Raw genomic sequence first — 11,816 nt, forward strand, 5'->3', positions numbered from 1 at the left:
GAGGAAAACAGATGATATTTTCAATATGAAAAATTTTATAATCACCCTGCTTGTGCTAGTGGTTGCCATTGTTCCGTTAGCCGGCTGGTCGATGACTACCGATAACCTTTCTGAGAATCCCGAAAAGGTAGTCAGGAAAATACCAGCACCCCAAATACACCGGGAGTTTGCAAAACTTGAGGATAAATATGATGCTCGTCTTGGAGTCTACGCGATCGATACAGGTACAAATCGGAAGGTCTCCTATCGGCCTCAAGAGCGGTTCGCTTTCGCCTCTACTTACAAAGCTCTAGCCGCGGGTGCCTTGCTGCAGCATTCCGCCATTGACCAGCTTGACGAGTTAGTTACATACAACAGCGAGGACATCGTTGCGTATTCTCCCGTCACAAGCCTTCACGTGGATACCGGGATGACTCTTGGGGAAGTGATTGAGGCTGCTGTTCGATATAGTGACAATACTGCAGGGAACCTATTATTAGAGAAATTGAGAGGGCCTGAGGGGTTTGAAGCAGAATTGAGGCAGATTGGCGATCACGTAACCCAAGCTGATCGCTACGAGACGGATTTGAACTCAGCTGTTCCTGGAGATAGACGTGACACCAGCACGCCAAAAGCACTAGCAACCAGCCTTCAGGCTTTCGCAGTCGGCGATGTACTCCCTGCTGAAAAACGTTCGCTCCTGACAGATTGGATGCGGGGAAATGCCACTGGAGATGCCTTGATCCGGGCTGGTGCACCAACAGGCTGGGAAGTCGCTGATAAGAGCGGGGCAGGAAGCTATGGAACGAGGAATGACATTGCGATTGTGTGGCCGCCGAATAGAGCTCCCATTGTCATCGCAGTTCTTTCCAGCCGCGATACACAGAATGCCACCTATGACAATGCGCTGATCGCAGAAGCGGCCAAGGTGGCACTTAACGCTCTGAAGTAGGAAAGATACTCAAATATACGCATCACAATTCTTATGCTTCCTCCGATTGTCCAGTCTGTAGTAGATATTTTGACCTCTGAAAAGGACCTGAAACACGTTAACCAATGTGAAGGCGATTCTTGTGGGTGGCTTTTCTTCTGAATATAAAAGAAGCCTCAATATACAAGTAGTGTATAAAAACTTGCATATTGAGGCTCTTTTTAGTTGGGGTTGCCCCTAGAATTTATGCTTTTGAGACACCCTTTTCAGCTTGTTAAAACGGGATAAAAATCATGAATCCTAGTGTAGAATTAAGGTCCTTCACTTTAATAACTCCCATCTAACTTTACTATTATCTTCCGATTTTGAATCGACATATATCTTTCTATTAGGTCTCGCAAGGGAAACCCCTTCATGATCAAGGATATCCATTATTTTATAGTTGATTTCTTCTTTTATTTTTAAAAAATCTAACCAGACTGTTGTTTTTGTGAAAAAGTAAATGTAAATATCTAACCCATCTGCTCCATATTTATCAAACTTAGTAATGGCTGTGTCTTGGTGGATTCCAGAGTGAGTTTTCAGCATATACTCTATCTGTTTAATCACACCTTCTAACTTTTCTTTGGGTGTTTCAAACGTTACACTTAAATTGAACACAATCCGCCTTTTCCCCATTTTACTCCAGTTCGTTATGGTTTCATTTGCTAATTTCGCATTTGGTACTGTTACGAGCGCTTGTGCAAATGTTCGTATCCTTGTACTTCTAAAAGTAATCGTCTCAACTGTACCTTCTACGCTAGGTGTCAAGATCCAATCACCAATTGTAAAAGGCTTTTCTGTAATGATGATGACTCCCCCAAATAGATTACCGATTGCATCCTTAGCAGCTAGGGCAAATGCAAGTCCGCCTAATCCTAAACCTCCCACCAAACCAATAACATTATAATTAAATTCTTCTGCAATCCCACAAAAGATGACAACCACAATGATAACTCGCAATAATTTAGACAAGAAAGGGATGAGTATTTCATCAATTTCAAAATCGAATCTTTCGTTAAGCTTTGCTAAAATAAGCGTTGATGAAGATGATAAGTTAAACAACCCCCAACCTGCAAGAAAGATAATAGAGGATTTTACTAACTTCAGAAATAACACATGTGTAGGATCAAAATAGGGGAAATACCAAACGGATACATAAATTCCCAATACAATAAACAGCCACTGAATTGGTTTTTCGAATGATAAAAACATGTGAGAGAAAAAAGGATGATTTTCTTTTCGAATCCCTTTTACGATCAGAGCAAAGACATACTTGGCAAATATCTTCCGAAAAAGTAAGAACAGCAAAAGGATACCTACTGAAATTCCAACATCTTTTATGAATTCGTATGAAGAGAATAATTTCCAGGACATAACGATTCATCTCCTAATCATTGGCGACTTTAAAATCATCTGTTCGTCTACTATCTTCGGCTATCTTAATTTGGTTGAAACAAGTAGTATATTAAAGCAATTGAACATATCCAATTTTTTCAATGTTATACATCCAATTATGGACTACTTTTATTATTCACGATTCTTACCGAAAGTAGCCAATAAAAAAATGCAAAAAGAATCTGTTGTGACCGTCTAGTTGAATAACACAGTTTTTGCTCATTTTAAAGACACACTTAATGGAAATTAGATTAAAGCCAATGTCTTTTGAAATGGAGCCTCTAGGAACATGATTCTCTTATAAAACGAAGACAAACTGTTTTTGGCAAATAAAATGGCAGTATGTTTTATGAATATAAAAAGGGCCTACATATACAGGTTGTGTATAAAAACTTGCATATGTAGTCTCTTTTTAGTTTATTCCTTGTTCACAAAAAGCCACGAGAAAGTTTCCACGTTTGCAGTTAAGCATCCATTTGTTTAAGTGTAATACTTCACAACGTTGACTTAAATTTGATTGACTTGTTACCCGTTATTACCGGCTGAAAAATAAATCAAAAATTTTTGATAAACTAATTGACACAAGAAAATATTGGATATAATATAAATACATCAAGATAATTTGATTTAACTAAAAGAAGGTGAAAATATGAAAGAAGAATCGAACTTAAACAAGGAATTACATGTTGTGTCTCTGGACCAAATGTTCCAACAATATGAACAAAAGTTTAAAGCCCTTGCCGATAAGAAAAGGCTTCAAATTATGAATCTGCTTACCCAAAATGGTTCTATGTGTGTATGCGACTTATCTCCTTTGATTGATATGGCGCAATCAAAATTGTCCTACCATCTAAAGATCCTACTGGATGCCGACCTAATCAAAAAAGAAACAAGAGGAACATGGAGTTATTACGAGCTGAACCAAAATGAACTAAACCGTTTGTTATCCCATGAACTATGCTGTATTTTCAAGCAAAATTGCTGCTAATTTTTTTTAGTGTTTATATCAATTTTTTTTGATTAACATATCATATAATTTGATTAAGAAGGAGTAAATCATGTTTTTTAAAGAAAACGATGTGTATAAAATTGTAAAACTTCGCCAGGAGGAAGTTGAAAAGAAAGCTCGTGATGCTTGGAAATACGTGGATTTAAACCACGAATCTCTTTTTCAAAAAGTGGTCAGGAAATGGAACAACCGTCATAATTCCACTGCCATACCACAACAAAATTGCTGCGCCTGCCATTGCTAAAAATAACAAAAAAGTTGGAGGGAATCGAAATGAAATATGTACATGTTGGTCTTAATGTAACGAATCTGGAGAAATCCATAGAGTTTTACAGCAAACTGTTCGGGGCTGAACCAGTGAAGGTAAAGCCTGATTATGCGAAGTTCCTTCTTGAAACACCAGGATTGAATTTTACCCTCAATCTTCGGGATGAAGTAGGGGGGAATCAAGTGGGGCATTTCGGGATTCAAGTGGAAAGTACAGAAGAGGTTATAGCCCATAAGAACAGGCTTGCTAAAAACGGCATCCTTTCCCAATACGACGAAATCAATACAGCCTGCTGCTATGCGCTTCAGGACAAATTCTGGATTCATGACCCCGATGGGAACGAGTGGGAGTTTTTCTACACAAAGGCAAATTTTGAAGAAAACAGTGCAGGAACATCATCTTGTTGCGTTGACACCCAGACTCCTCAAAACACAAATACCAACAACTGTTGTTCTTAAAGTTCCCAAAATACATGAAAGGGGTCTCAGCCTTATGGGACCCCTTTACTTAGGAAGTGGAATTATGACCGTGAATCATGCAGGCTCATTAAAGAAAGAGTATTTTTTATCCTATCTAAACTTAATCCTAATTTCGAGGAATTGCACATTGGAGCAGGCGAAAGAAATCGCCATGGAACTATTTTTTCATCACAACATCAATGAATATGGTTCACAGACGTATCGACGATTCTTGGATGCATATAAAGATTTAAAAGATAAAATAAAAAAAGACCAGTAAAGGTCTTTTTTAGCAGCATATTCCTGTATTCCCAATCATCCAAATCCCTGATCCATTCCCACTACGGTCGAGAAGAATTAGGTCTTCTGTATTCGGTTCGATTATCGGATCGATGGCTACCGTTATAACATTAATTGTGACGATGATATCTTCTCCACTAAACCGACTGTTGTTGAGGAATTTCCACAAAATTAAGCGTTAATGCTTAAAAAGAGCGTTAATCCTTCTTAGATCAACGCACCCGTTAGCCATCCATGAATCGCAAAAAAACAGCTCTTCACCACAAAAAATGAAAATGTATTGAATTCGTCCATACTTGTTCTAAGGCTGGAGAGGAAGGTCGATGAACTATGGTGCCATAGAGCCCATCCGTTAGTCTGACTCCAACGACCACGGTGCACCACAAACTGTTGCTCCCTTACAGGAAGCACTCATGGTAGATTAATCCTAATTCTGATTGTTGCACCAGCCTCCAATTTTCAAGCCTAGAAAGGAAGATTTCAATGGATGTAATCATTGAAAGAGCATGTGGTTTGGATGTTCATAAGGACAATATCACTGCTTGTATTATGACTTCAAAAGGAAAGGAGGTTCAAACATTTTCTACTAAAACAGTTTTTCTATTAAAGTTATTGGACTGGATTAAGGAGATTAATTGTACTCATGTAGTTGAATAAGAAACACTAATGATTATTAATTCTGTAATTGTTTTTCCACAAATTCACAAAACGCTACTTTACCGTGAACTTTAAAAATTATTTTATTTTCAAACTCAATTGACAACATCCATTCTTTATTCATACCGATAAGCCCAGTATAAGAAGTACCACCTTCTTTTGCTCTGTTCTCAGTCAATAAATAATACAATGGAAAAAGCGTGTTTTTTTCATTCTGTCTTTTTAAACTATAATTTCCAATGCTGTCCGTTTCCCTTTTAATGTTATCGTGAACATTAACATTAAAATAATAACAGCCTTCATTTAATCTAAACTTTCGACACCCTTTTAATATAGCGTTAGTTAAGTCTTCTGGTGAAAACTTTGCAGCCTTTTGATTATGAACTAGTGAGTGAAATAAAGTATAATGATTGCTCAAATCAACAGAATATATAACTATACTTGAATTAAAGAAATTATCTTCAAGGAAATCGTTTGGGAATATGTATTTTTCCAACCATTCTTCAAGACATTTTGATTTCTCGTTATTTAATGAAGTAGCTAATTTCATAATCACTTCACTCCTCGCCTTAACATATATACTCTCACTCAAATTAAATTCTTATCTTAAGGTAATATTATTCCACCTCGTTATTGAACAAACCTGCCCTTTCGTTCAAAAAAAAATGGCCACCGCAATGGCAAGCCAGATCTTCAAGTAACGCCCCAGTTCACAATAAGAGTTCAACAAAAAGGTCGTTAATCCTTCCTGGATTAAAGAACCCTAGTTTTATAATAATCCCTATTTTATTATCGTTCAAGATGAGTATTTAGTGCTACCTTAATGCTACCTAATTGATCTTCAATTTCTTGGAGATATGAAATTTCTTTAGAGGAATTCCAGGCAATAACAGATAAACTAATTGCTATAATAACAAAACTTGCAACCTTTATGTATTCAAGTGGGTCTTTTTTCATATTCGGTACCCCCATATTTTCCTTTTAATAAATAATTCATTATGAACCTTAATAAATCCTTCTTTCACTAACCTGCCATTTCGTGCAGCAAGCATTACTTCACAAATATGTATAAATAGTAGCTTATAGAGCCTCATATATAGACCCAGAATATAGTGAATAAAAAAGAAGATGGACACTACATTTTGTAGAGATTCATCTTCTTTTTCGTTTGAAGGGGCATTTGTCAGCAGCCCCTTGAACTGTTCATTTTTGTGTGTAACATCTTAAATCTTAATTTCAATCTTCGCATTTTTCTTTAACTTCTCAACCTGTTGAGCGAGTTTTTCCTGCTGTTTTTGCTGTTGAAGAGATTGTTCGATTTGCGGTTTTACTTCTTCAAGCTTTGGAACTTCTTGTCCAGTACTCTTTCCTTGTTCCGCATATTGATCATACGTTTTTTGAATTTCTTCATCAGTAATTTCACCAGCCGGCACTTCTTTCTCAACGTACTGTTTCACTTTAATATCGTTAGCTATTTGAGTTTGAAGTGTTTTCATGTTCATGCCGGATTTTTTAAGAGCGGCTTCGAATTCTTTTTCTGTTTTAAACTGTTTTTTTATTTCGTCCAGCTGCTTATTAATATCTGCCTCGGAAACTTTATAGCCTTTTTTATCTATGTCTTGAAGAAGAAGAGTTTGTCCGACTAAGCTTTCAATTGTTTGGTTTTTTACTTGCTCCGCAGCTTCTTTAGAAGTTGGATCTTGTCCCATTTGCTGCATTTGTCCTTGTATAGATGCTAAAGCGTTATTATAGTCGCTTCCTAAAATTTCTTTATCATTGACTATAGCAACCGTTTTCTTTTCATCTATTTGCTGTGCTTTTAATTTCTTTTGGATTTCATCCATTTGCTTTTGCTGATCGGTTTGTTCTGTTTTTGCTTTATTATCCTTTTTCGCATCTTTACTTTCTTCATTTCCGCCGCATGCTGCTATAGCAACGACCATTAGACCAGTTAGTAATGTAAGCATCATTTTTTTCATAATCGATTTCCTTCCTTAAGCTAGAAGTATTATTTTCCCCTAAAAAAAACCATCTAGTGCGCATTATAAAGTTAATCTTACCAAAAAGATACAGTATGCGCTCTTTTTTAATATTTATAACAGGATTGAAACATTAGCCAGCCTTTTCAAATTTATTTCTCATCAAGAATATAAATAGAAACATGAACAGGGGAATGATATAAGAAATGGATTCTGTCATGAAAGTTGCCGAGTGGTCTTTTATAAGAAGAATTCCTCCACCCGAACTTCCAAGTGTACCGTTAAAGATCCCGTAACAGACGTTCAATCCCCAATGGATGCCTGTATCTGCCCAAATGGAGCCAGTTTTATAAATGGCATATGTAACCGATAATCCAAGCACAAGAGAAAAAAGAGTGTTCCCTAGGCTGAATCCCTCATTCCATGCATCATCAAGCGCATAAATCACAAGCGAGATGAGAAACACCCATTTCATTGGTATTTTCCCTTTCAAATGTCCGAATACATAACCTCGAACAATCATGTCGTTTAAAATGGAACCGACCAAAAAAGTCAGCATGATCATGAAGAGTGGCAATAAAAGTTGAGGAAACGGTTTTATTCCGATAATGTCAAAGCCGTGAAGGAGATATTGTAAAGCATATTTAATCAGCCAAAAAGAAAAGCCGATGGCAAATCCGAGCACCATATTCTTGAACCATTTTGGATGAAAGCTGATTCCGATATTTTTAAATTCTTTTGCCTTCGTTAGAATGAGGATTCCTTTCAATAAAGGAAAAAACAAAAGGACTAATAAAACCTGAAGCCAAAATTGGCTCGATTTCGCAATTCCCATGTTCAAATACAAATCCAGCACAATGAAACCTGCCAATACTTTACCGTAATAATTCATTCGTTCCCCCGTTATTCATTTTATTTTTATCATAAGAAAACAACTTGGCGGTGTCTAGTTGTTTTTTCCAAATAAACCCTCTATTATTGGACAAACTATTTACAGGACAGTGCTGCTAAAACAATAGCACTTCCCTATAAAAAGTGAGGGAGTGAAATAGATGGCGGATATGAACGAACGGAAACGCGACGATCACGATACCGGCGAGGCGGGAAGAACTGATGTAGGTGTTGTTCACGGAGATACGATGGCTTCTGCTCTTGATCCATTTGGTACTGTAGCAGGTGATACGCTGTACAACACGGCGGGAGAAGGTACCGTTGATGAAGACTCTCATGCCTCAAAAACAAGAGATTAGAATGAAGTAAAGTCATCCTTTAAACGCAGGGGTATGGCATTTGGAGGACTTCCTAGATGGGAGTCCTTTTGTTTATTTCGCACTTTTTTTGTTCAACATCGGGTCCTATTCTAATATAAGTCCTTGTTTGCTAGACCAAATATTGTTCTTCAACTTGCTGGCAGTAGTCCTCATATAGATTTGACATTTTGGGCTAAACTAACAGAAAATAACCTTTTGGTTTGGGAGTGATTACATGCTGCTGACGGGGAACATTATTTCAGGAGAGTTTGATGAACTCATGAACGAATTTTCTTTACAGAAAGTAAAACACTTTACCACAGAATCAACTATTAAAGAAAGTCAGTTAAAAAGTATGTATGATTATTTGAAAAAGCACCGGGATGATACGGATGGTCAAATCATTACATTATATGATCAAATGCCAGTAAGGTTGAGCCAAGAGGAAGTGAACCTCTTTATAAGTGATCTTGAAAAAGTTCAGTTAATGTACCGTCAATGAGATTTTAAAGAAAAAGGATTGGACTCTTGTACAATATAGAGTCCAATCCTCAAAATTTATCGTAAATATTTGATTAACCTTGCAGATCCCATCTCACTATTGATTAAGGTTTACAACAGGGGTTCCTTTAAAAAGTAGATGATTCTACATTCAATCTTGTAAATTGTAATATTAAGCCGTTAGCTTTTGGCAAGCTTCAGCACATTTAAAGCAAGCTTCAGCACATTTTTTACAATGTTTATGTTCATGTTTTTGACACTCGTTTCCACATCTTTCACAAATGGTTGCACAAACTTGGCTTAATTCAGAAATGAACGGTGTTCCTCTGACAATTGCCTGTTCCAAATAAGCACAAATATCCGCACATTCTCTGTCTAGGCGAATACACTCCGCCATCATATTCATATTTTCCTCTTTTAAGCAAGCATCGTAACAGTTATTACATGCAACCATACATTCATGCAGTGTTTCAATAACTGATTGATATTGGTCGTATGACATAAAACAAATAACCTCCTTAAAATCTCTTACATTACTATAGTAACCTAAGTTTTTAGAGGTCAAACATCGATATTGGGGTCCCTCCACTAGACTAAAGGCCATCCATTTTTGGATAGCCCCCTTTCGGTTATACATGAAAACTATGAGAATACTGCAATTTTACGTGCGATAGATTCTGTTAAACGAGAGGCTACTTTCGGAACAGCCCATTTAATAATTGGTGTTAACACTGCACCCGTTAATCCACCTGCATGGACGTTCACCGTACAAGTCATTGTTGTTTTACCAGTAATCTCTTCTGCAGTAAAGTGGCCGCTGCCTGTAAAGTTATCTGATAAACCTTTTAGTTCAAACTTAATATTTGAAGGTTCATTCCATTCGGTAATATCAACCTGCGCTTGGATTGTTTTTTTAATCCCTTTCACACTGCCTTCAAATGTCCAAATAGATTGCTTGTCATTAATGATTTCATGTTCTTTATAGGCGGGTACGGACGTTGCCCATTTCTCAAGATCACTGACATAATCCCAAACTGTTTGTATATCTACTGGAATTTCTACTGTATGTGTTCCCATTGCCATTATGATTCCCACTTTCACTCCGTATGAATTGTAAGTTTACATTTCTAGAAAATAACTATTACATAAACAGTATAAACTTACATCACTTATTATACATGTTTTCCTTTTCCAATCCTCTGCCTTCTGGACTAGTGAGAATGCTTTTTGGGGAACCATTTCAACATTTATTGTAGAACATAATAGCAGGGTTGAAAAAAGTCCTCAGCTCTTTAAAAGGAATTAGTAGAATTTCAAAGAATTAATATATAGATTATATGATTTAAGGAGGTAGGTTGCTAGTGAGTACACCTATAAAAAACCGTATTGGTGGTGTGTTTATACCGGTATCAGACATCGAGAAAGCGAAAAAATGGTATAGTGAAATACTTGGTTTAGAAGGTGGAGAAATATATTTTGGGCATATATATACGGCTCCAATGGATGGTACAGCGGGATTAATTTTAGATACGATGCCAAAGTGGCGAGACGAAAAAGGCAACATTTCACCTTATCAAGTACCATCCATACAATTTGTTACGGATGATATCCACGCTTCTTTTCAATTTATGAAAGATAATAATGTTGAATTACTGACAGAGATTGAGGACGATTTTTATTTTGTTTTTAGAGACCCGGATGGTAACGTGTTGATGATTTGTAAGGATGTGTCTTAACGAATATTTTGGAGATCTTTTTTTCAGTTGTGAATGGTTTTTCTATACATATATAGAATGGTAGTTATATTTGTTAACGTGGTGTTTTGATGCAAAATGGGTGACTTTACAGTATTAAATGTAAAGCCAGCCATTTTTTTGTTTCTTTAAAGACTATTAACTAAATTAATTTAGTATTTATAGTAAATTAAGATTGAAATAATTATACCGATTCTCCCAATTGGTAGTTTTTTTAAAATTGTAATATTTCCCTATTTTCTGTATCTATTTCGGGTCTATTATACTATAATCACTATGATTGTATTATTTTTACATTCATACGAAATATCAACTAAATAGGGGGTAAAGATGAAAAAATCACTGGTAGCGTTTATTTGTTTTTTGGTATTAACATCCCTACCGATGTCAGCATTAGCCCATCCAGGCAACACGGATGCAAACGGAGGACATACTTGTAGGACTAATTGTGAGAAGTGGGGCCTCCAATACGGACAGTACCACTATCATAATGGCGGCAATTCAGGCGGAAGCACGGGTACAAGTGTAAGTACAAGCACAAGTACTTCAAAAACTGGGTGGCAGTATAATGGTGGTAGCTGGTATTACTACTCATCAGGGAAATTACATAAGGGTTGGTTAGCATCCGGAAATACATGGTTTTTCCTAGATTCTAAAGGAGTGATGCAAACCGGATGGATTCATACAGGTGGCGCATGGTATCACCTTAATCAATCAGGCGCGATGGAAACCGGGTGGATCTATGATGGCGCTTGGTATTATTTAAAGAGTAATGGAGCAATGTCCAAAGGCTGGTTAAAAGACGGAGGTACGTGGTATTACTTGCAATCCTCCGGGGCCATGAAGACAGGATGGCTTAAGGATGGAAATGCATGGTACTACTTAAAAGGCAATGGTGCCATGAAGGCAGGCTGGGAATTCGTATCAGGTCAATGGTACTATTTTGATTACAAATCTGGTGCAATGAAAACCGGCTGGCTCAAGGATGGTGCCTCTTGGTATTTCTTAAATGCTAACGGAGCGATGAAAACCGGATGGCTGCAGACAGGCAGCGATACGTATTATTTAGGTAAAAATGGTGTCATGCAAACGGGTTGGGTTCAGGTTGGCAACGACCAATACTATTTCTATGACAATGGAAATATGGCAGTTAATGATATCATTGACGGTATTATGGTAGGTGAAGCGGCGCACGAAAACGCGAAAGCGTTTCACGATAAATGCGAAAACGCCTATCTAGGTTGTTGGGTTTTGGGTTAGACCATTTTCACAACTGAACCAAGTAAGATGAAC

At 37.0% G+C, this 11,816-nt stretch carries 17 protein-coding genes; 10 read left to right on the forward strand and 7 right to left on the reverse strand.

Features of this window, described 5'->3' with window-relative positions; translation table 11 throughout:
* The first annotated feature begins 25 nt into the window (after positions 1-25).
* Positions 26-931: a class A beta-lactamase gene (gene bla / locus ACO1D1_RS02815; protein WP_423334865.1), complete on the forward strand. Its 906-nt coding sequence runs from the start codon at positions 26-28 to the stop codon at positions 929-931.
* Positions 932-1,231: 300 nt separating this feature from the next.
* Here the strand turns inward: bla and ACO1D1_RS02820 are convergent, their stop codons facing one another.
* A complete protein-coding gene (locus ACO1D1_RS02820; protein WP_423334866.1) occupies positions 1,232-2,326 on the reverse strand; it encodes a mechanosensitive ion channel family protein in 1,095 nt (364 codons plus the stop codon).
* 670 nt (positions 2,327-2,996) lie between these two features.
* Here ACO1D1_RS02820 and ACO1D1_RS02825 point away from each other — a divergent pair.
* From ACO1D1_RS02825 to ACO1D1_RS02845, 5 genes are all read left to right on the forward strand, one after another.
* Positions 2,997-3,335, forward strand: a complete 339-nt coding sequence (locus ACO1D1_RS02825) for an ArsR/SmtB family transcription factor (RefSeq protein WP_423334867.1) — start codon at positions 2,997-2,999, stop codon at positions 3,333-3,335.
* A gap of 70 nt (positions 3,336-3,405) precedes the next feature.
* Entirely contained in the window at positions 3,406-3,600 is a 195-nt protein-coding gene (locus ACO1D1_RS02830; RefSeq protein ID WP_423334868.1) for a hypothetical protein, read from the forward strand.
* A gap of 29 nt (positions 3,601-3,629) precedes the next feature.
* The gene (locus ACO1D1_RS02835) at positions 3,630-4,082 is read left to right on the forward strand and encodes an ArsI/CadI family heavy metal resistance metalloenzyme (RefSeq protein WP_423334869.1); all 453 of its coding nucleotides are present in this window, start codon (positions 3,630-3,632) and stop codon (positions 4,080-4,082) included.
* A gap of 64 nt (positions 4,083-4,146) precedes the next feature.
* Positions 4,147-4,362, forward strand: coding sequence for a hypothetical protein (locus ACO1D1_RS02840; RefSeq protein WP_423334870.1), 216 nt, complete (start codon positions 4,147-4,149; stop codon positions 4,360-4,362).
* 503 nt (positions 4,363-4,865) lie between these two features.
* Positions 4,866-5,039 (forward strand): hypothetical protein, encoded by a 174-nt coding sequence (locus tag ACO1D1_RS02845; protein ID WP_423334871.1) that lies wholly within the window; start codon positions 4,866-4,868, stop codon positions 5,037-5,039.
* 16 nt (positions 5,040-5,055) lie between these two features.
* On the opposite strand, the gene ACO1D1_RS02850 is transcribed toward ACO1D1_RS02845, so the two are convergent.
* The 4 genes from ACO1D1_RS02850 to ACO1D1_RS02865 all read right to left on the reverse strand — a co-directional run bounded on the left by ACO1D1_RS02850 (position 5,056) and on the right by ACO1D1_RS02865 (position 7,910).
* A complete protein-coding gene (locus tag ACO1D1_RS02850) occupies positions 5,056-5,589 on the reverse strand; it encodes a hypothetical protein (protein ID WP_423334872.1) in 534 nt (177 codons plus the stop codon).
* Between the two features lie 239 nt (positions 5,590-5,828).
* Positions 5,829-5,996: a hypothetical protein gene (locus ACO1D1_RS02855; RefSeq protein ID WP_423334873.1), complete on the reverse strand. Its 168-nt coding sequence runs from the start codon at positions 5,994-5,996 to the stop codon at positions 5,829-5,831.
* Positions 5,997-6,262: 266 nt separating this feature from the next.
* The gene (locus tag ACO1D1_RS02860; RefSeq protein WP_423334874.1) at positions 6,263-7,018 is read right to left on the reverse strand and encodes a SurA N-terminal domain-containing protein; all 756 of its coding nucleotides are present in this window, start codon (positions 7,016-7,018) and stop codon (positions 6,263-6,265) included.
* Positions 7,019-7,151: 133 nt separating this feature from the next.
* Entirely contained in the window at positions 7,152-7,910 is a 759-nt protein-coding gene (locus tag ACO1D1_RS02865; RefSeq protein ID WP_423334875.1) for a CPBP family intramembrane glutamic endopeptidase, read from the reverse strand.
* A 160-nt stretch (positions 7,911-8,070) separates the two neighbouring features.
* Between ACO1D1_RS02865 and ACO1D1_RS02870 the strand changes: the two genes are divergently transcribed.
* Together ACO1D1_RS02870 and ACO1D1_RS02875 are read left to right on the forward strand one after the other, a co-directional pair.
* Complete coding sequence (locus ACO1D1_RS02870) at positions 8,071-8,268, forward strand: hypothetical protein (RefSeq protein WP_423334876.1); 198 nt, start codon at positions 8,071-8,073, stop codon at positions 8,266-8,268.
* 235 nt (positions 8,269-8,503) lie between these two features.
* Positions 8,504-8,770: a hypothetical protein gene (locus tag ACO1D1_RS02875; RefSeq protein ID WP_423334877.1), complete on the forward strand. Its 267-nt coding sequence runs from the start codon at positions 8,504-8,506 to the stop codon at positions 8,768-8,770.
* Between the two features lie 171 nt (positions 8,771-8,941).
* Here the strand turns inward: ACO1D1_RS02875 and ACO1D1_RS02880 are convergent, their stop codons facing one another.
* Together ACO1D1_RS02880 and ACO1D1_RS02885 are read right to left on the reverse strand one after the other, a co-directional pair.
* Entirely contained in the window at positions 8,942-9,271 is a 330-nt protein-coding gene (locus ACO1D1_RS02880) for a four-helix bundle copper-binding protein (RefSeq protein WP_423334878.1), read from the reverse strand.
* A gap of 140 nt (positions 9,272-9,411) precedes the next feature.
* Positions 9,412-9,852 carry a CoxG family protein gene (locus ACO1D1_RS02885; protein ID WP_423334879.1) on the reverse strand — a complete coding sequence of 147 codons (441 nt, stop codon included), beginning with the start codon at positions 9,850-9,852 and terminating at the stop codon, positions 9,412-9,414.
* A 278-nt stretch (positions 9,853-10,130) separates the two neighbouring features.
* Here ACO1D1_RS02885 and ACO1D1_RS02890 point away from each other — a divergent pair, with 278 nt between their 5' ends.
* Entirely contained in the window at positions 10,131-10,505 is a 375-nt protein-coding gene (locus ACO1D1_RS02890; RefSeq protein WP_423334880.1) for a VOC family protein, read from the forward strand.
* 348 nt (positions 10,506-10,853) lie between these two features.
* Complete coding sequence (locus ACO1D1_RS02895; protein ID WP_423334881.1) at positions 10,854-11,783, forward strand: YHYH domain-containing protein; 930 nt, start codon at positions 10,854-10,856, stop codon at positions 11,781-11,783.
* Positions 11,784-11,816: the final 33 nt, after the last annotated feature.

This window comes from Neobacillus sp. 19, from assembly GCF_049463095.1.
Lineage (GTDB): Bacteria > Bacillota > Bacilli > Bacillales > Cytobacillaceae > Neobacillus.

Excerpts from the sequence above, each read along its gene's own strand:
- bla (WP_423334865.1), top strand. The coding sequence starts at position 26 with ATGAAAAATTTTATAATCACCCTGCTTGTGCTAGTGGTTGCCATTGTT.
- ACO1D1_RS02820 (WP_423334866.1), bottom strand. The coding sequence starts at position 2,326 with ATGTCCTGGAAATTATTCTCTTCATACGAATTCATAAAAGATGTTGGA.
- ACO1D1_RS02825 (WP_423334867.1), top strand. The coding sequence starts at position 2,997 with ATGAAAGAAGAATCGAACTTAAACAAGGAATTACATGTTGTGTCTCTG.
- ACO1D1_RS02830 (WP_423334868.1), top strand. The coding sequence starts at position 3,406 with ATGTTTTTTAAAGAAAACGATGTGTATAAAATTGTAAAACTTCGCCAG.
- ACO1D1_RS02835 (WP_423334869.1), top strand. The coding sequence starts at position 3,630 with ATGAAATATGTACATGTTGGTCTTAATGTAACGAATCTGGAGAAATCC.
- ACO1D1_RS02840 (WP_423334870.1), top strand. The coding sequence starts at position 4,147 with ATGACCGTGAATCATGCAGGCTCATTAAAGAAAGAGTATTTTTTATCC.
- ACO1D1_RS02845 (WP_423334871.1), top strand. The coding sequence starts at position 4,866 with ATGGATGTAATCATTGAAAGAGCATGTGGTTTGGATGTTCATAAGGAC.
- ACO1D1_RS02850 (WP_423334872.1), bottom strand. The coding sequence starts at position 5,589 with ATGAAATTAGCTACTTCATTAAATAACGAGAAATCAAAATGTCTTGAA.
- ACO1D1_RS02855 (WP_423334873.1), bottom strand. The coding sequence starts at position 5,996 with ATGAAAAAAGACCCACTTGAATACATAAAGGTTGCAAGTTTTGTTATT.
- ACO1D1_RS02860 (WP_423334874.1), bottom strand. The coding sequence starts at position 7,018 with ATGAAAAAAATGATGCTTACATTACTAACTGGTCTAATGGTCGTTGCT.
- ACO1D1_RS02865 (WP_423334875.1), bottom strand. The coding sequence starts at position 7,910 with ATGAATTATTACGGTAAAGTATTGGCAGGTTTCATTGTGCTGGATTTG.
- ACO1D1_RS02870 (WP_423334876.1), top strand. The coding sequence starts at position 8,071 with ATGGCGGATATGAACGAACGGAAACGCGACGATCACGATACCGGCGAG.
- ACO1D1_RS02875 (WP_423334877.1), top strand. The coding sequence starts at position 8,504 with ATGCTGCTGACGGGGAACATTATTTCAGGAGAGTTTGATGAACTCATG.
- ACO1D1_RS02880 (WP_423334878.1), bottom strand. The coding sequence starts at position 9,271 with ATGTCATACGACCAATATCAATCAGTTATTGAAACACTGCATGAATGT.
- ACO1D1_RS02885 (WP_423334879.1), bottom strand. The coding sequence starts at position 9,852 with ATGGCAATGGGAACACATACAGTAGAAATTCCAGTAGATATACAAACA.
- ACO1D1_RS02895 (WP_423334881.1), top strand. The coding sequence starts at position 10,854 with ATGAAAAAATCACTGGTAGCGTTTATTTGTTTTTTGGTATTAACATCC.